At 68.1% G+C, this 16,660-nt stretch carries 17 protein-coding genes; 5 read left to right on the top strand and 12 right to left on the bottom strand.

Annotated elements, in window-relative coordinates; translation table 11 throughout:
• The first annotated feature begins 236 nt into the window (after positions 1-236).
• Both C5B97_RS07625 and C5B97_RS07620 read left to right on the top strand, forming a co-directional pair.
• Positions 237-968, top strand: a complete 732-nt coding sequence (locus tag C5B97_RS07625) for a DedA family protein (RefSeq protein WP_104311495.1) — start codon at positions 237-239, stop codon at positions 966-968.
• A gap of 4 nt (positions 969-972) precedes the next feature.
• A complete protein-coding gene (locus C5B97_RS07620; RefSeq protein WP_258068067.1) occupies positions 973-2,148 on the top strand; it encodes an App1 family protein in 1,176 nt (391 codons plus the stop codon).
• Here C5B97_RS07620 and C5B97_RS07615 read toward each other — a convergent pair.
• Positions 2,145-2,651, bottom strand: coding sequence for an HtaA domain-containing protein (locus C5B97_RS07615; protein ID WP_104311493.1), 507 nt, complete (start codon positions 2,649-2,651; stop codon positions 2,145-2,147). The two genes, C5B97_RS07620 and C5B97_RS07615, sit on opposite strands and share 4 nt — an antisense overlap.
• A 53-nt stretch (positions 2,652-2,704) precedes the next feature.
• The gene (locus C5B97_RS07610; RefSeq protein WP_104311492.1) at positions 2,705-3,634 is read right to left on the bottom strand and encodes an AEC family transporter; all 930 of its coding nucleotides are present in this window, start codon (positions 3,632-3,634) and stop codon (positions 2,705-2,707) included.
• A gap of 251 nt (positions 3,635-3,885) precedes the next feature.
• Between C5B97_RS07610 and C5B97_RS07605 the strand changes: the two genes are divergently transcribed.
• A complete protein-coding gene (locus C5B97_RS07605) occupies positions 3,886-4,230 on the top strand; it encodes an Lsr2 family protein (RefSeq protein WP_104311491.1) in 345 nt (114 codons plus the stop codon).
• A gap of 102 nt (positions 4,231-4,332) precedes the next feature.
• On the opposite strand, the gene C5B97_RS07600 is transcribed toward C5B97_RS07605, so the two are convergent.
• The 9 genes from C5B97_RS07600 to C5B97_RS07560 form a co-directional block, all read right to left on the bottom strand.
• On the bottom strand, positions 4,333-5,175 hold the full coding sequence (locus C5B97_RS07600; protein ID WP_104311490.1) for a universal stress protein: 843 nt from the start codon (positions 5,173-5,175) through the stop codon (positions 4,333-4,335).
• A 31-nt stretch (positions 5,176-5,206) separates the two neighbouring features.
• Positions 5,207-6,379: a hydroxymethylglutaryl-CoA synthase gene (locus C5B97_RS07595; RefSeq protein ID WP_104311489.1), complete on the bottom strand. Its 1,173-nt coding sequence runs from the start codon at positions 6,377-6,379 to the stop codon at positions 5,207-5,209.
• Between the two features lie 26 nt (positions 6,380-6,405).
• Positions 6,406-7,452, bottom strand: a complete 1,047-nt coding sequence (locus C5B97_RS07590) for a hydroxymethylglutaryl-CoA reductase (RefSeq protein WP_104311488.1) — start codon at positions 7,450-7,452, stop codon at positions 6,406-6,408.
• Positions 7,449-8,534 carry a type 2 isopentenyl-diphosphate Delta-isomerase gene (gene fni, locus C5B97_RS07585; protein WP_104311487.1) on the bottom strand — a complete coding sequence of 362 codons (1,086 nt, stop codon included), beginning with the start codon at positions 8,532-8,534 and terminating at the stop codon, positions 7,449-7,451. The genes C5B97_RS07590 and fni overlap by 4 nt, the downstream gene beginning before the upstream one ends.
• The gene (locus C5B97_RS07580; RefSeq protein ID WP_104311486.1) at positions 8,527-9,615 is read right to left on the bottom strand and encodes a phosphomevalonate kinase; all 1,089 of its coding nucleotides are present in this window, start codon (positions 9,613-9,615) and stop codon (positions 8,527-8,529) included. Before C5B97_RS07580 ends, fni begins: the two co-directional genes overlap by 8 nt.
• Positions 9,612-10,625 carry a diphosphomevalonate decarboxylase gene (mvaD, locus tag C5B97_RS07575; protein WP_219819777.1) on the bottom strand — a complete coding sequence of 338 codons (1,014 nt, stop codon included), beginning with the start codon at positions 10,623-10,625 and terminating at the stop codon, positions 9,612-9,614. Before mvaD ends, C5B97_RS07580 begins: the two co-directional genes overlap by 4 nt.
• Complete coding sequence (gene mvk, locus C5B97_RS07570; RefSeq protein ID WP_104311484.1) at positions 10,622-11,569, bottom strand: mevalonate kinase; 948 nt, start codon at positions 11,567-11,569, stop codon at positions 10,622-10,624. The genes mvaD and mvk overlap by 4 nt, the downstream gene beginning before the upstream one ends.
• Before the next feature lie 125 nt (positions 11,570-11,694).
• Positions 11,695-12,105 carry a VOC family protein gene (locus tag C5B97_RS07565; RefSeq protein ID WP_104311483.1) on the bottom strand — a complete coding sequence of 137 codons (411 nt, stop codon included), beginning with the start codon at positions 12,103-12,105 and terminating at the stop codon, positions 11,695-11,697.
• 225 nt (positions 12,106-12,330) lie between these two features.
• Complete coding sequence (locus tag C5B97_RS07560) at positions 12,331-12,903, bottom strand: TetR/AcrR family transcriptional regulator (RefSeq protein ID WP_104311570.1); 573 nt, start codon at positions 12,901-12,903, stop codon at positions 12,331-12,333.
• A gap of 70 nt (positions 12,904-12,973) precedes the next feature.
• Here C5B97_RS07560 and C5B97_RS07555 point away from each other — a divergent pair, with 70 nt between their 5' ends.
• Entirely contained in the window at positions 12,974-13,567 is a 594-nt protein-coding gene (locus tag C5B97_RS07555) for an NAD(P)H-dependent oxidoreductase (RefSeq protein WP_104311482.1), read from the top strand.
• Here C5B97_RS07555 and C5B97_RS07550 read toward each other — a convergent pair.
• Positions 13,531-16,299: a rhomboid family intramembrane serine protease gene (locus tag C5B97_RS07550; protein ID WP_104311481.1), complete on the bottom strand. Its 2,769-nt coding sequence runs from the start codon at positions 16,297-16,299 to the stop codon at positions 13,531-13,533. The genes C5B97_RS07555 and C5B97_RS07550 overlap by 37 nt on opposite strands.
• A 119-nt stretch (positions 16,300-16,418) precedes the next feature.
• On the opposite strand from C5B97_RS07550, the gene C5B97_RS07545 reads away from it, so the two are divergent.
• Positions 16,419-16,646: a hypothetical protein gene (locus C5B97_RS07545; protein WP_104311480.1), complete on the top strand. Its 228-nt coding sequence runs from the start codon at positions 16,419-16,421 to the stop codon at positions 16,644-16,646.
• Positions 16,647-16,660 lie beyond the last annotated feature (14 nt).

Genomic DNA, 16,660 nt, shown 5'->3' with positions numbered 1-16,660 from the left:
TGCGTCTCGGGTTGGGCGCGAGGCCCTGGAAGCGCAGCGCGATTCCTGAAGTCGATGGTACGCCGACTTCTCCTACATGTTGTCGAATAGGAGCCCCTAAGTTGGCGCCCTTCCTCTCCGCGACCAGGCTTTTCTACATTATGTAGTAAGTGTAACGAAACGGTAACGGTGGAGAATCCCCAGGGACGCCAAACTTCTGGCTCTAGAGTCGCGGACATGAATGCGGGGACGAGAGCATGAACGAGCTGATCGAGACCGCCCTCGAGTACATCGAATCCGTGCCTCCCGTCTGGCGGATCGTGCTGGTGGGCGTCGCGATCCTGCTCGAGACCAGCGTGCTCATCGGGCTCATCGTTCCCGGCGAGACGGTCCTGCTCGCACTCAGCACGGGCATAGACGCCCCGCTCCCCTGGGTCCTGACGATCGCCGCGTCGATCGTCGGTGCGCTGCTCGGCGAGTCCTTCGGGTTCTGGCTCGGCCGCACGTTCGGACCACGGATCCGCGCCTCGCGAGTGGGCCGTTGGCTCGGAGACGAGCGCTGGCAGCGAGCAGAGCTCCTCATCCAGCGTCGCGGCGGCCCCGCGGTCCTCATCTCTCGATTCCTCCCGGTCCTGCACTCCCTCGTGCCGCTCACCGCAGGCATGGGCGGCATGCGCTACCGACGATTCCTCGCCTGGACCATTCCGGCCTGCGTCATCTGGTCGACCGCCTACGTGAGTGCCGCGGCTGGGGCTTCGGCCGGCTTCAGGGAGCTCTCCTCGTCGCTGCACTGGGCCGGCTACCTCTTCGTCGGCGTCATCGTCGTATTCCTCTTCATCATGTGGCTCGTGAAGCGATCCATCGGGAAGGTCATGAACCGCGACCTCGACGAGGCGACAGCTCGAGCAGCCGACGAGCAGGCCGGGCCGGATGGCGGCAACACGGACGCAGACAACTCAGACGCCGAGACCGCCGGCGTGCGAGGATGAGCGGGTGACGCCGACCTCCGACGCCCAGTCCCCGCTCGAACGCTGGCTGCTTGGGCTCAGGCCCGTGCGGGCCGTCATCGAGAACGCCTTCCGAATCGAGGACCGCGTCCGCCTCGTGCGAGTCAAGCTCGTACGCAAGCGCGGCTACCTCACCGTCCTCGAGCCCTACACGGGGTACGGGACCACGACGTGGGTCAGAGCGCTCGCGCGCGTCCACATGGCCCCTCCCGGCAGCAGGCGCCGCTTCAGCCTCTCGAGGCTCCTCAGGCGCAAGCGCCGTGAATCGGTCGTCCGCGGCTGGCGGAGCTTCGCACGGGTATCCGCCGGGAATGTGCCCGCGACCGTCATCATCGATGGCGTCCGGCACGCGGTCAAGGCCGACCGGGGCGGCATCATCGACATCAACCTGCCCGCAAACCTCGCGCCGGGCTGGAACACGATCACCTTCGAGAGCTTCGACCGGCAGACGAGCACGGCCCCGGTCTTCATCGTCGCCGACGAGCAGCGCGTCGGACTCCTGTCCGACATCGACGACACGGTCATGGTGACAGCACTCCCCCGCCCCATGCTCGCAGCGTGGAACACCTTCGTGCTCGATGTGCACGCGCGCACCCCGACGCCCGGCATGAACGTGCTCTCCGAGCGCATCCTCACATCCTTCGGGCGCAGCGAGACGCCCGTCGTCTACCTGTCGACCGGTCCGTGGAACGTCGCTCCGACGCTTGCTCGTTTCCTCGGGCGCAACCTCTACCCCGCCGGTCCCCTGCTGCTCACCGACTGGGGCCCGACCCCGGAGCGCATCTTCCGGTCCGGGCTCGACCACAAGGTGTCGAACCTCGACCGACTCGCCCGTGAGTTCCCAGACATCAAGTGGATCCTCGTGGGTGACGACGGCCAGCATGACGAGCAGATCTACGGCGAGTTCACGAGCCGCCACCCTGACCGCGTGCTCGCCATCGCCATCCGACAGCTGTCGACGAGCGAGGCCGTGCTCGCGGGCGGCCGCGCGGCAAGCGCGCACTGGCGCAAGAACGCGCCGGTGCCGTGGGTGTACGCGCCGGATGGCGCTGGCCTCGCCAAGCAGCTCACGGAGGCGGGCATCCTGCCGGACCTGACGCAGGCGCCGGGCACGACGACGGACGAGGCCCCGGAAGAGACCGTCGTCACACCCGTGGACTAGGCGCGTTCCTCTCGAGGGGACTGCGTGCGCCCCAGGGCGAGCGTGAAGTTCAGCGAGTCCATCTCCGAGTACGGGCGGTACATGCCGTTGAAGACGCTCGAGCCCGCCGGGGTGAGGATCACGCGCACCCCGAGCCATTCGGCCACGTCATCGCGGATGAGCGGCGTCCCGACCTCGCAGCTCGCGAAGTCGATCAGCGCACCGTCCTCACCCTGCACGACGAGCCTCGCGCCATCGCCGTCGAAGACGAGCTGCGGGTTCCGGAACGTCACGTCGAGCATGCCTCCGTGTCCCGTGAGCCTCACCGAGCCGACGAAGCTGGCGCTTCCCACCGGCGATTCTCCAGCCAGCCACGCCGAGTCGGTGGCGCCTCGCGGATAGGCGAACTCATCGTCGTCGACGAAGGCTCCGCCCTCCACGCGCACGTCGCCACCCGAGCGACGCACGTACTCCACGAAGGACGACTTGATCGGCCATCGCAGTTCTCCACGCCAGAGCTCCATGCGACAAAGCTAGCCCGCCTCGAATTCGAAGCGCCAGCGGCAATCTGCGCGCGCTACTTCGAGAGCAGCAGGGTCACGACGAAGATGACCGGAACCGAGAGGAAGGTCGTCGCCAGAATCGTCTCGCGCGCGACACGCATCCCGACCCCGTAGTTGCTCGCGTAGGTGAAGACGTTCTGCGCGGACGGCAGCGCCGCGGTCACGACGACGATGAGCAGCGCCGCACCGTCGAGACCGAACAGCCACGCTCCGATGAGCCAGGCCAGAGCCGGGTGGACGAACACCTTGAGCACGGTGGCGACGATCGCGGGCGCACGGTCGGGCTCACGGAAGGGGATGGCGTTGCCCCAGAGGGACATGCCGAACGCCAGGAGCATCGCGGGGACGCTCATGCCTCCGAGGAGCTCGATGGGGTCGAGCAGGAACCCAGGGATCGTGACGCCGGACGCGCTCACTGCGATGCCAGCCAGCGCTCCGATGACGATGGGATTGCGGAAGGGCCGGAGGACGATCTGCCACCACCGGAGTCGGGGCGCGTCGTCGTCCCTGGATGCGATGTCGAGGAGCGTCATGAAGACCGGACCCATGATGAGCTGCTGCCCGAGCATCACGGGTGCGACCAGTGTTGCGTCGCCGAGCACGTAGACCGCGATCGGGATGCCGAGATTCCCGGCGTTGACGTAGCTGGCCGCCATGGCGCCGGACGTCGTCGTCCCGAGTCCCCATCTGCGGAGGGCGCCGACGGCGGTGTAGATGAGTGCCACAGCGGTCATGGCGATCGCCGTGACGACGAACTGCCTGGAGTAGAGCACCTCGAGGTGCGCGTCGGCCATGAGCGTGAAGAGCAGAGCTGGGGTCGCGACGTTGAATGCGAGCTTGGACAGGCCGGTCTGCCCGGTCTGCCCGAGTACACCGCTACGTGCCAGGAACACGCCCACGGTCACGATGACCGCGATGACCGCGAATCCCTGAAGAACATTCATAGCTTCCGCGATCGTATCCTGCCCGCCGCTCTCGGGTGACGCTGGTGAGCGCGACCGCGCGCTCACCGACGAATTCACGAGGAACTCGGATGCGAACCGAAATGACTTCGGGAGACTTTTTCTCTCATCGTGTCGCCACCTAGCTCACGCAGTGCATAGGGCGCAATCTCCCCAGCCAGAAGAAACCTGGATTCAAATCACCGGATAATCATCTAACATGTCCTCGGTCTGCAATTAACGAAGGGGATCCCATGGCTCGGAAAGTCATCTACCAGCTCGTCGACGACATCGACTCGAGTTCACTCGCCGAAGGCGAAGGCGAAACGGTTCAATTCGCTCTCGACGGAACCGACTACGAAATCGATCTCTCGGACGAAAACGCCAAGAAGCTCCGTGACGCACTCGCCGACTACGTCTCGGCCGCCCGCACGGTAGCCAAGTCGCGCAAGTCCAAGTCGGCCGGTTCCACCTCGAACCGCCCGAAGAAGGACCTGGCCGCTATCCGCGCCTGGGCTCGCGCCGAGGGCCACAAGATCTCCGACCGGGGTCGCATTCCCGGTTCGATCATCGAGGACTACGAAGCAGCCAACGCGTAAGCACGAACCCGAGAGGTCTCGTGGGTTCACCTCTCGAGATCAGACGCAGGAAGAGGGCCAGACGGCGGAAGCCGTCGGGCCCTCTTCCTGTACCGGCCGTCGCTATCTGGCGACGATCGTTGGCGTCTCGAGGTGCGCGAGGACTCCATGACTCACGGAACCGAGCAGGAGCCTTGCGAAGGCACCCCGCCCCCGGCTGCCGACGACGACCAGGGACGCCGAGTGCGCGGCGTCGAGGATGGCCATGTCCGGAATGCCCTCGACGACAACCGGGGTGATCTCGAGGTCTGGGTAGCGGCCCCTCAGGCCCGCAAGGGCGAGCGAGAGTGTCTCCTCTGCGGCGAGACGCAGCTCGTCGAAGAAGTCACCCGTGACGATGACGCCCCCTCCGTAGACGTTCGGGGCATGCCAGGCGTGCACGGGGATGAGAGGCTCCCCCGCGCGACTCGCCTCCTCCGCAGCCACCGCCAGGGCATTCTCCGAGAGGTCCGACCCGTCGACACCGACGACCACGCCGCGTCGGGCCGAGAGATCGGTGTCCGGGACGACCGCAACCGGAGATTCGCTGGCAGCGGCGACGCGAACGCTGTGCGTGCCACTCGCGCGCCCAGGAGCGTCACCACGGTTGCTGCCCACGACAAGCAGGCCGGACGACTTCGAGAGCTCGGCGAGGGTCTCAATGACCGGACCCGTCAACACGACGGTCTCCACGTCGAGGCCGGCGTCGACGGCGAGCGCCGCCTCGGTCGCCTCCTGCAGGATGCGCGCCGCAGCCGACTCCGCCTCGATCATGAGGTCTGGATTCCCGGCACCCGCAATTCTCGGATCGACGATATGCGCGAGTTTCAGGCGTTTCCGTCCGCGTGACGCACGGGCTGCCGCCCACCGCGTCGCGACGATTCCAGGATGGTTACCAGCGACTCCGACGGTGATGTTCTCGCTCATACCCGAATGCTAGCCCCGCCCACCAGTGGAATCACTGCGTAGCGGCGTACTCGCGCTTGAGGTCGCTGAAACCGGCCAACCGGAATGGACCCTCCGTCTCGTTCGGGAGCGTGAACTCCCCCAACTCGGTCGGATCCCGACGTTCATGCCACTCCAGGTATTGTGCGGCATCTATGGGAACGCGATTCGCGAGCGTTGCTCGATTCTCTTCGGTTCGCAAGTGCTCTCGATATCCAGGTTGAACCGTGCCGCCGAAGAACTCCGCCACGCTTCCGGAGCCGTAGCTCAGGAAGCCGATACGGCTGCCTTCCAGCTCTTCCTCGCTGTCGAGCAGGCTCAGGAGCGCAAGGTAGATCGATGCGGTGTATGTGTTGCCGATGACCCTGTTGTAGCGGAGTGTGGGCGCGATCTGGGCGTCGAGAGCCGCCGGTTCGAGGTCACCTCCTGCTGTCTTGATGAGGTGGCGGTGCGCTTTAGCGGCCATCTTGGTGAACGGCTGGTGGTAGCAGAAGCGGTGGAAGTCGCCGATGGGGAATCCGCCCTGCTCGGTGTAGTCGTTCCACGCGCTCTCCACGGCCTGGAGGTACGCGCGAATCGAGTACTTGCCGTCGACGAGCGCGGTGACCTGGCCGTTCGGACGCCAGAAGTCCATGATGTCGCTGGTGAACACCCCTGAGCCTGGCTCGATGACGACAAGATCCGGGTCGGCAGCCACCAGCATGGCGACTGCGCCGGCCCCCTGGGTCGGCTCACCGCTCGAACCCAGTTCGTAGCGCGCGACGTCGCTCGCCACCACGAGCACGCGTTGCCGCGGGTCGCGTGCGACGAGGGCCGTGGCGAACTGCAGCGCGGCGGTGGCCGAGTAGCAGGCCTGCTTCAGCTCGACGACTCGGCAGGTGGCCGGCAGACCGAGCAGCTGGTGCACGTACACGCCAGCCGCCTTCGACTGATCGATGCCGGTTTCCGTCGCGAAGAGAACCGTGCGGATCCCCTCGGTGCCGTGCCGGTCGATGATCTGCTTGGCTGCCGCCGCTCCCATCGTGACGACGTCCTCGTCGGCGGCGGTGATGCTCATCCGCTCCTGGCCGATGCCGATGGTGTACTTCTCGATCTCAGTGCCGAGCCGCTCGGCGATCACCGAGAGGTCGAGCACTCGGGACCCCGTCGCGAAGGCGAGGTCGTGGATGCCGATTGGTGTTGTCATAGTGTTCGCTCGTTTCCGCGCGTCGCTCAGTTCGCGGCGCGTTCCAGCTTGATGTGCGAGGCCATCAGCTCGCCCTGGTTCGTCTGGGCTGCCATGAGGGAGAGCTCGCCGCAGAGAACGGTTGCCGCACACAGTACGGCCAGTCGCCGAGCGTTCGCTCCGGGCTCGCGGTCTTCCTTGCAGCCGAGGCGTTCGAGATTCGCCTCGATGAAGTCGAGCCCCTTGCCGTTGCCGACGCTCCCGACGATGAGGTTGGGCAGCGTGCACGAGAAGTAGAGGTCTCCGTCGCGCACCTCGGCGTGGGTGATTCCCTGCGAGCCCTCGACGATGTTCGCCGCATCCTGCCCCGTGGCGAGGAAGAAGCCGAGGAGCATGTTCGCGTAGTGCGCGTTGCCCGTTCGAAGGCCGCCAGCCAGCATCGTGCCGATGAGGTTCTTGCGCACGTTGAGCTGGGCGATCTTCTCCGGAGTCGACCGGAGCCAGCGCTCGACGGTGCGCCGCGGGAGCACGAGCTCCGTGACGACGTTCTTGCCCCGGCCGAGGATGCCGTTGACCGCGGTCGCCTTCTTGTCGGAGCAGAAGTTGCCCGAGATCGACTCGTAGCGGAGCTCTGGCCAGCGACGCAGGATGAAGTCCATGAGTCGCTCGGAGGCGAGCGTCACCATGTTGTGGCCGGACGCGTCGCCGGTCGTGAGCTCGAACCTGAGGAAGAGCAGGTTGCCGGCGATCTGCGCGTGCAGGTCGATGAGGCGAGCGAAGCGGCTGCTCGTCGCGACCACCTCCTGCAGCAGGTGCATGTGCGACTGGATCTCGTGGAGCGCCGTGAGCGCGACGCCGGCGTCGTCGGCCTCGAAGAGCACCGAGCGGCTCATGCGCTCGTCGATCAGGGTCGCCTTGATCCCGTCTGGCACGAGCATGGACATCTTGGCGCCGCGGCCGACCGAGGGCCAGAGCGGCTGCTCGTAGGTCGCGAGCGGGACGAGCTGCTCACCCTCCATGACGTTGCCGGTCACGCGGACTGGACCCACCCATTTGAGCGGAACTGGTGCGTGGTCGAGGAGCTCGGTGCTCATCGCTGTCCTTTCGATGGGAGGGTGCCGCGCCCGCGGGCTCGCGAGACGACGGCCGGGTCGATGCCGCGGGAGGCGCAGAACTCGAGGAGCGCGCCGTGGAGGATGAGCTCCTGCTGGCCCAGAGCCGCAGGAGTGGGAGCGCCGAGCATGGTCTGCAGCGCAGCGAGGTGATCCTGCCAGGAGCGGATGTGCTCGACGAGCGCCTCCAGGCCGTCCTCGACGAGCACCTCGAGGAAGTGGCCGGATACGCCGACGGCGCGCGCGCCGAGGGCAAGCGCCCTCAAGACGTCGAGTGGCGTTCGCACGCCTCCCGAGGCGAGCAGGACGGGCGTGGGCGAGGTACTGGCGTCCGCCTCGATGAGCGCCTCAGGGGTCGACTGTCCCCAGCCGACCAGCGAGGCGTAGTCGCCCAGGCGCCGTCTGGAGTTCTCGATCCTGGCGAAGTCCGTGCCACCCCGGCCGCTGACGTCCGCGTATGACACTCCGAGCTCGGCGAGGCGTGCGAGCGTCTTCGAGCTGAGCCCGAATCCGACTTCCTTGACGATGACCGGAACGCCGACTCGCTGCACGATGGCCTCGATGGCCCCCGGCCACGCAGCGAAGTCCCGGTCGCCCTCCGGCATCACGGTCTCCTGCACCGAGTTGATGTGGATCTGCAGCGCATTCGCCTCGAGCAGGTCGACGGCCCGCCGCGCGTCATCCGGGCTGACGGTGGCGTTGACGTTGGCCATGACGAACCCGTGCGGGTTCTCATCGCGGATGACGCGGAAGCTGGGAGCCGTGGCGGCATCCTTGAGATAGGCGGAGAGCGAGCCGGCGGCCATGGCGATGCCGGTCTCGCGAGCCGCCACCGCGAGGTCGCGGTTGATGGCGCCGGTGCGGTCGCTGCCGCCCGTCATGCCGTTGAGGTAGAACGGCACAGGCCAGCTGGCACCGGCGACCTCGACGGCCGTCGAGACGGACCCGCGGTCGATCCCGCCGAGGGCGTGGTGGACGAAGCGCACGTCGTCGAAGTCGTTGCGAGTGATGCCTGCCCGCTGCTCGAGGGCCAGGTCGACGTGCTCGTCCTTGCGGTTACCCATGTTCGCGAACTCCAACTCGACGGTGCGGTATGACGTGCAGGTCCAGGACCTCGATGCCGGCGGCGCGCCACGCGGCATCGAGTGCCTCGTTGCGGGCCGGCGCCAGCGCGATTCCGCAGTCGCCGCCACCTGCCCCCGAGGTCTTCGCCGGTATCCCGACGCCGCGTGCCGCGGCGATGAGATCCAGCAGCGCGGGGGTGCGGATGCCGATGCTGCTCAGCTCGTCCAGCGCCTCGAGGTTGTCGGCCGCGTCGCGGATGGCCAGGAGGGCGTGCTCGACGCTGTCGGCTCGGACCGCCGCGACGAGAGCCGCCGTGATCCTGTCGCTCTCCCCGAGGAAGGCCGCGTATCCGGCGCTCGAGCGCCAGTCCCCCGCGTGGAGTGTACCGACGAGCTCGGCCGTCGAGGCTGGCGCTGAGGTCCATCCCACGTGCAGCACCATGGAACTCGGATCTGGCAGCGACTCGAGCACAAGCCCTGGCCAGGCCTCGCTCAGACTCGCCTCGACCCCGCTCGCACGACGCAGCTCGCGAACAGCGAGCCGGTCGGGCGAGGCGTAGTGCACCCATCCCCCGAGCGTGCTCGTCGCGATGTCAGCGCACGAGGCGGCCGGCCGCAGCTCGATGGTCGCGAGGCTCGCGAGGCGGAAGACCGCGTCGTCGTCGAGGCCGAGACCGAGGTGCTCGGCGACGGCGCGCACGGTGACGACAGCGACGGCACCGCTCGATCCGAGTCCGAACTTGCGACCGTGCTCGTCGTCGAGCTCGCTCTCGATCTCGAGCGCGAACGGCGAGGTCTCGATCCCCCGCTCACGTGCCAGGTCGTGGACGACGCGGATGCACTCCTGCACGAGCTCGCCACCGGCTGCGTCGATCAAGACCGAGTCGCCATCGATGGCAACCGGGACGGGCTGCGAGCCGAAGTGCAGCGACCGGACCGAGCTGACCGCGTCGTTCGCGGCGGCGTGCAGGCGGGCACGGATGAGCCTGGAGACCCCCACGATCACGGCGTGCCTGCCTGGTTCGACAACCGCGTACTCACCGGTGACGAAGAGCTTGCCCGGGGCTTCGGCGACGATCACCGCGTTGCTCCGGGGATGCCTGGGACCGCGGCCCGGTCGTCCGGACCGGAGACGGCCACGCCCGGACCTGACTCGGCGATCACGAACTCGGTGCCGGGAGCTGCGGCTGCGAGCGCTGCTCGGACCGCGGGGGCATCAGCGGAGCGGCACAGCGTCTTGACGTTCGGCCCGGCGTCCATGGTGGCGTACGCCTCGAGGCCGCCGCGGCGGAGGTCCGCCACGGCGTCGATGAGGGCCATGCTGCCCGCGGTGAGGTATCGGACGGGAGGCACGGCGCCGAGCATCGCGGCGTGCATGCGGAGCGCGTTGCGCTCGGTGATCTCACCGACCTCGGTGAAGTCGCCTCGACGTAGCGCGTCGCGCATGAGCGCGAGCTCGGTCGGGTTCGTCTCGACCCACGGCGCGTTGTACGGCGAGGTCTCGACGGTTCGGCGCATGGCGTCGCGGCTCGAGATCGGCTTCTCCCCGGCGTTGACGATGCCGAGCACCATGGCCGCGTCGACGTGCGCGTCGTTCACGGGCTCCGCGTAGGAGCTGAGGTCGTCGGTGCCGGCGTTCCAGACGGCGAAGCCGCCGAAGATCGAGCGCGAGGCGGAGCCGGAGCCACGCCTGGCGAGTCGCGAGAGGTCGCGTGCAGAGAGGTCGAGCCCGTACGCCGCAGCAGCCGCGGCAGCGAGGGCAGCGAAACCGGAGGCGGACGACGCAAGGCCTGCTCCGGTCGGTCCCGCGTTGCTCGTCTCGACGCGCGCGGCTCTCGCGCTGCCGGCCAGCTGACCGATGTGGTCGAGGAAGCGGGCCACCTTGACGGACGCCGCCTGCGGCATGGGGGCGCCGTCTTGCAGGACCTGGTGCTGCTCGGCTTCCGCCGCGAGCGTGACGGTCGTCGTGGTCGGGTAGACGGCGAGCGTCAGCGAGAGGCTCGAGGTCTGCGGGATGATCAGCGCTTCGTCGCGCTTCCCCCAGTACTTGATGAGCGCGATGTTCGGGAAGGCGACGGCAGTCGACCTCACAGCGGGGTGCCCGTGCTGGTGATGCTCCAGGTCTGGATGGCCCCCGCGCCCTGCAACGCTGCGGCGACCGCCGACGCGTTGCCGCGCTCGACGACGGCGACGATGCATCCACCGAGGCCTCCGCCCGTGAGCTTGGCCCCGAGCGCCCCTGCACCCGTCGCCGCGGCCACGAGCTCGTCGAGTGCTGGGTGGCTCACGCCGAGCGCTGACAGGAGCTCGTGCGCCTGCGTCATGCGGGCGCCGAGCGAGCGTGCCTCGTTGGTCTCAAGGTCGGTGATAGCCAGGTCCGAGAGGTCACCGAGGGTGTCGATGATGGTCATCGTCGCGTCGTGGTCGCGTTCGAGCGAGGTGCGCACGTCATCGACGGCCTGGCGCGTCGAACCGTGCACGCCCGTGTCTGCGATCACGAAGCACGCGTCGAGGGCGACAGGCACCGGCACGGCGCTGGCGTTCTGGAATCGGATGGGCGACGGGATGGTCGTCGCCAGCGCATCGAGTCCACTCGGCTTGCCGTGCGCCACCTGCTCCGCCAGCTGGACGAGCGCGAAGTGCTCGCCGCCGGAGAGCGTGACGTTGTGGAGCCGCGAGACCGCGTCGACGATGGCTCCGGCCGCTGCGGCGCTCGACCCGAGGCCGCGCCCGAGCGGGATGTTGCCGCGAACGGCCACTGTCAGACCCTCGAGGTCGCCCCCGATGGCCCTGAGGGTCTCCTCGATCGCCGTGCGTGGCGCCTCGACGATCTCGGGGGCGGCAGCGAGCGGGCCCGTGTAGTGGTCCGACTCGAAGCGGGGCTCTGTGCCCTCACGCCATGCGGTCGCCCGCATGCGCATGGCTCGAAGCGGAAGCGCGACGGCGGGCTTTCCGTAGACGACGACGTGCTCACCGAACAGGATGAGCTTGGCGTGGGCGCTCCCGCGCCCGACGGCTCGTCCGACTCGCGGCAACGCAGAAGTGTCGAGAGAAGCAAGCGACGTCACGTCGAAACTCGATGGCACCAGGGTCACTCACCTCGCAGTAGGTCGGCGTCAAGTGTACGGCGCAGTCAGGCTGATCGCATGCAGCGCACTCGTCAGCTTCCCAGGATGTTGATCATCCACGCGATCCCGAAGCGGTCGACGAGCATTCCGAACGTGTCACCCCACGGCGCCTGCACGAGGGGCTGCTCGATCTCGCCGCCATCGGCGAGCTTGTCCCAGTAGCCGCGCAGCTCGTCCGCTGCATCGCCACTGATGGAGATCTCGACCGTTCGTCCCGGGTTGGGCTCGATGAAGGAGGGGGTGTCCGAGGCCATGATCGTGAAACCGCTCGTGGTCGTGAGCTGGCCGTGCATGATCTTCTCTGATTCGGAAGGGTCCATGGGCATGCCAGAGCCACCGAAGGTGCTCAGGACGAGCTCTCCGCCGAAGACCAACCTGTAGTACTCGAGCGCCTCGCGCGCGTTGTCGATGAGGTGGATGTAGGGGTTCAGGATGACTGCCATGGTCGGGCCTCTCATAGGTCGCGACGACGGTCATCGTCGCTGGATCTGATCGTGGCACAAGCCGCCGACAATCCGACGCATCCGAGCAGCGAATCTCGCTGAACTCCTGCCTCACGACCGTCACCGCGCCGACCAGCACCCCGCGGTGCGCGAACGACGCGTCGTCGCCGTCGTCGAGTCGCTCGCCTGACTCGAGCCTCACATCGAGACCGTGGCTGAGGCGCTTCAGCGCCGAAGCGACTCGGCGATCGCGGGCCTGATCTCAGCACGGGTGAGATGCCCCGCGATCACCAGACATGCGAGTCCCTGCATGGTCGCCCAGAGGGCCGTCGCGCGCGCCTCGATTCGCCCAGCGCCACCCTCGGGGTCAAGTCCCGCCGCCGCGTCGCCGAGTGTGTCCTCGAGCTGACGGATGAGCGGGGCCATGGTCTCGCTCGGGGAACCTGGCACACACACCTCCGGGTCGTAGATCAGCGTGAACGCATGCGGGTTGTCGACGGCGAACTCGACGTAGGCGGCGCCAAGCGCAAGCGCGCGCTCCTGCGCGTCCAGGCCTGGCGCATCCGCGGCCAGGAACTGGTCGACGAGCCGCTGCATGCTCACTTCGCCGAGCCGCTTGAAGAGCCCGGTCTTGTCGCCGAAGTGGTGGTACGGCGCGTTGTGGCTGACGTCAGCCTCCCGCGCCAGCTCGCGCAGGCTGATCGATGAATGCGGCTTCTGCGCCAGCAGTTCGACGCCGGCTGCTTCGAGGACGGGGCCGAGGTTGCCGTGGTGATAGGGCGCATCCGATCTTGACATGAGCAACATTGTAGCTAGGCTGACTCTCGCCACATCTTGACACTGTCCACTTCAAGGCTCAGGAGCCACCATGCACACCCTCGTCATCGACGGCCACCCCAACCCGAACTCCCTCTGCGCCGCGCTCGCGACGCGCTACGCCGACGCGCACGGCGACGCCAGGATCCTCGCCGTGCGAGACCTCGCGTTCGACCAGAACCTGCGCTTCGGCTACACCAAGCGGCAGGAGCTGGAGCCCGACCTGCGGGAGGCCTGGACCGCCATCCAGGAGGCGACGAGGATCGTGCTCGTCACCCCGGTCTGGTGGGGCTCCGTGCCGTCACTGCTCCAGGGTTTCTTCGACAGGCTCCTGCTCCCTCGCATGGCCTATGACCCCTCGGGCACGTTCCCCAAGGGCCTCCTCAAGGGACGCAGCGCGCGCATCATCATGACTGCGGACAGCCCCGGCACCTACCTGCGGCTCACGGGGAACACACCTGTCCGGCAGCTCAAGACGCACGTGCTCGGCTTCATCGGCCTCTCGCCCATCGCGGTCACGCGCTTCTCCCCCGTCAAGACCTCGACGGCCGAGAAGCGCGAGCAGTGGCTCGCCGAAGCGTCCACGCTCGGCGAGAACGACGCCAGGCGCTACTTGCCGGCGCCGAGTCCCGCCCTGATGAGCTGACCCGTCGTCGCGGTCGGGAGGTACGCACGCGTCAGGCCGATGCCGATGCGCGGCAGGTCGGCCTCGTCCCGGTAGAGCAGGTACATGGGCTCGTACCTCGGGTTGAACTTCGTCTTGAAGTTGTGCAGGGACGAGAAGCCGTAGAGCGGCTCGAGGATCTCCGAGACCTGGCTCAGCACCTGGTCGAGCGCCGTGGCCTGGGCCTCGCCGGACCCCGCCAGTGGCGCCCCCGACAGCGAGGCGAAGGCGGCACCCTCATCCCGGAAGGCCAGCGCCGACGAGATGATGAGGAACTCCATGACGGGCTTGAAGCCACCGTCGCGTCGACGCATGAGATCGAGCGTCCAGCCGCGGACCTCGCCCTCGCTGCCGTAGACGGGCAGCCACGAGGTGACGCCGTGCACGCTGCCGTCGTCATCGATCGCGATGCCGAGCCGCACGGCCGGGTCGAGTGCCTCGTCGACGCCGCCGAGGGTGAAGCCCATCTCGGGCAGCCCCTTGTCACCCACCCAGTCCTCGGAGATCGCGCGCACCTGCGCGAGCACAGCCCACGGCTCCTCGGCGAGGGTCGTCATCTTGAAGCGGATGCCTTCGCGTTCGGCCCGGTTGACGGCGGAGCGGACGGGCTGCCAGGGCTTCCCCTTGAGCTCGAGACCGGGGAGGTCGATGATCGTGTCCTCCGCCACCTGAACTCGCTGCCAGCTGGATGGGGCGGCGTCCACGGTCGCCTGCGTCGCTGAGAAGAACGCCGGCGTGTGCCCGGCGAGCTCGGCGCGGGAGGCGAAGTCGTGGATGAGGTCGCTCAGCTCCGTCGCGGGCGCAACCGGGTCGCCGAGCGCGAGCGCGACCCCCGAGTACTCCTGGTAGGCGATGTAGCCATCCTTCTCGGGGCTCATCAGGTAGTGGTTCCGGGGCCAGAGCGTCATCCAGGAGATCGTGCTGCCCCCGACTCTCGGGAGGATCTCGCGGGCTTCCTCGACCGTTCCTCGCCGGTCCCCGGAGATCGAGTTCTTCGACGGGCGCACGCGCACGGCGAAGGACCTGCGGGCAACGACGAGGAAGAGCACGACGAGCACCCAGAGCAGCGAGCCCGTGAAGTTCATGGTCAGGCCGTCGTCGAGGCTGCCGGACGTTGCGACGTCGAGGACGATGAGCGCGAGCTCGAGCAGGTTGAAGATGCCGAGGGCCACGGCGACGATCCACGCGAAGCGCTGTCCTCGCCTGATGCCGTTCGCGACGAGGAGGATCACGACGACGTCGATCGCGACGCCGACCCAGGTCTCGGTCTCGGCGGTCGACTTGCCGAGCGGTCCGTCGAGCGTGAAGAGGGCAGCGACGACCTGCGCCGCACCGAGGCCGATGAGCGCCGTGAAGGCGATGAGGCGGTCTTCGCGCGTGCTCGTGGCGAGGCCCGTCTTGCGGTGCCGTTGCACGGCGTAGATCGTGAAGATGACGGCGACCGGCAGGAAGTGCTCGAGGTCCGCGAGGTCGCCCACATAGAGGAGGCGCAGGGAGACGAGCGCCCCGAGCGCGAGACCCAGTCGCAGGCGCCATGGCGGTCGGAGGACCCAGACGAGGGCGGCGGTCAGCGCTGCGATGCCACCGGATGCCCCCACGTCGAGGCTGCCCGCGAGTCTGGTCGCCCACTCCCACCCGGTCGGGGCGAGCGCGGCGACGATGGCGAGCGTTCCGAGCACGGCGAGTGCCTGACCGGCGAGGAAGACCAGGGCGGTTCGCTTCCAGCCGAAGCGGAACTCGAAGACACCGCCCACGATGAGCAGCTGCACGATGAGGAGCGCGTAGTGCCAGGCGCCGTTGCCGAGCAGCGACCCCGTGATGGGGGTCCACCACATGCCGGCCTGGAGCGGCGGCAGGCCGAAGGCCACGTCTCCGTACCAGGGCTGCGCTCGTGACAGGTGCCACATCGCGCCGGTGGCGACGCCTCCGACGATGAGGACCAGGACCAGGATGGTCGTGAACGGAGCACGACGGGCGAACGTGACGAGTGGGCGGACCGCCGCCCCGATGGCGTCGCGACCCGCGGCCCCTCCCGGAGCGGTCTCCTGCGCATCCTGGGCGGCAGGGATGAGCAGGTCGAGTTCCTGCTCGGTCTCGCTGCTCGCATCCGCCCCCTCAGGTCGGTTGCGGGCTCGGTAGACGACGACCGCGACGATGACGATGACCAGGACGACGGCGACGGCGAGCGCGGCCCAGCCGAACGCGTGGATGAGCGCGAGGGCGCTCTTCCCGAGGGCGACCGTGATGGCGGTGACACCGGCCGCCCAGGCGACGCCACCGAGGGCGTTCGCGACGAAGAAGCGACCGTACGGCATGGCCATGGCGCCCGCGAGGGGTCCCGCGAAGACGCGGAGCAGCGCGATGAAGCGACCGAAGAAGACGGCGTACGCGCCCCATTTCTGCATGAGCCCGACGGCGGCGTTGATGCGCGCGACGCTGAAGTGCTTCGGGAACCGCTGCGAGAGGTAGCGCAGCAGTCGCGCGCCCCAGCGCTTGCCGATGTAGTAGCCGATCGAGTCGCCCACGATGGCGCCGACGGCGGCCGCGGCGGCGAGCAGCCACGGGTCGACCCCAGTGCCTGCCACGCTCATGAGCACCGCGGCGATGAGCACGCTCTCGCCGGGGAGGGGCAAGCCGAGACTCTCGAGCGTGACGATGACGGCCACGAGGAGGACAACGAGCAGCGGGGGGATAGCTATCAGCCAGTCGAACACGCGTTCAGGCTAGCTGTGAAACGACCGAGAGGCCTCGCATTGTTGCCAAACCGCCGCCAGATGGGTTCCGAAGGACTCTTGTGACCAACCCGGCACACAGCGAACTGAGGAGCAAGACAATGAAGAAGACGACGACGCGCACCATCGCCAGCCTCTCCACGGCCGCGGCCCTCTCTCTCGGCGCAGTCGCCCTGACGGCCGCCCCCGCGAGCGCAGCCGATCTCGCACCGGCGAGCTCCGTCTCGACGACGGCGAGTGGCGCGCTCATCAACGGCCCCCTCATCGACGGCCCACTCATCGACCTCGGCGGCCTCCTCAACTCCCTGCAGATCGGCCAGTTCCAGTAGCGGCCGCGCCTCCG

The organism is Pseudoclavibacter sp. RFBB5 (genome assembly GCF_002931555.1).
GTDB lineage: Bacteria > Actinomycetota > Actinomycetes > Actinomycetales > Microbacteriaceae > Pseudoclavibacter.
The sequence above is the reverse complement of the archived record's forward strand: the minus strand, read 5'-3'. Positions and strand labels throughout refer to the sequence as shown.

Coding starts and splice junctions, on each gene's coding strand:
- C5B97_RS07625 (WP_104311495.1), top strand. CDS start 237: ATGAACGAGCTGATCGAGACCGCCCTCGAGTACATCGAATCCGTGCCT.
- C5B97_RS07615 (WP_104311493.1), bottom strand. CDS start 2,651: ATGGAGCTCTGGCGTGGAGAACTGCGATGGCCGATCAAGTCGTCCTTC.
- C5B97_RS07610 (WP_104311492.1), bottom strand. CDS start 3,634: ATGAATGTTCTTCAGGGATTCGCGGTCATCGCGGTCATCGTGACCGTG.
- C5B97_RS07605 (WP_104311491.1), top strand. CDS start 3,886: ATGGCTCGGAAAGTCATCTACCAGCTCGTCGACGACATCGACTCGAGT.
- C5B97_RS07600 (WP_104311490.1), bottom strand. CDS start 5,175: ATGAGCGAGAACATCACCGTCGGAGTCGCTGGTAACCATCCTGGAATC.
- C5B97_RS07595 (WP_104311489.1), bottom strand. CDS start 6,379: ATGACAACACCAATCGGCATCCACGACCTCGCCTTCGCGACGGGGTCC.
- C5B97_RS07590 (WP_104311488.1), bottom strand. CDS start 7,452: ATGAGCACCGAGCTCCTCGACCACGCACCAGTTCCGCTCAAATGGGTG.
- fni (WP_104311487.1), bottom strand. CDS start 8,534: ATGGGTAACCGCAAGGACGAGCACGTCGACCTGGCCCTCGAGCAGCGG.
- C5B97_RS07565 (WP_104311483.1), bottom strand. CDS start 12,105: ATGGCAGTCATCCTGAACCCCTACATCCACCTCATCGACAACGCGCGC.
- C5B97_RS07560 (WP_104311570.1), bottom strand. CDS start 12,903: ATGTCAAGATCGGATGCGCCCTATCACCACGGCAACCTCGGCCCCGTC.
- C5B97_RS07555 (WP_104311482.1), top strand. CDS start 12,974: ATGCACACCCTCGTCATCGACGGCCACCCCAACCCGAACTCCCTCTGC.
- C5B97_RS07545 (WP_104311480.1), top strand. CDS start 16,419: ATGAAGAAGACGACGACGCGCACCATCGCCAGCCTCTCCACGGCCGCG.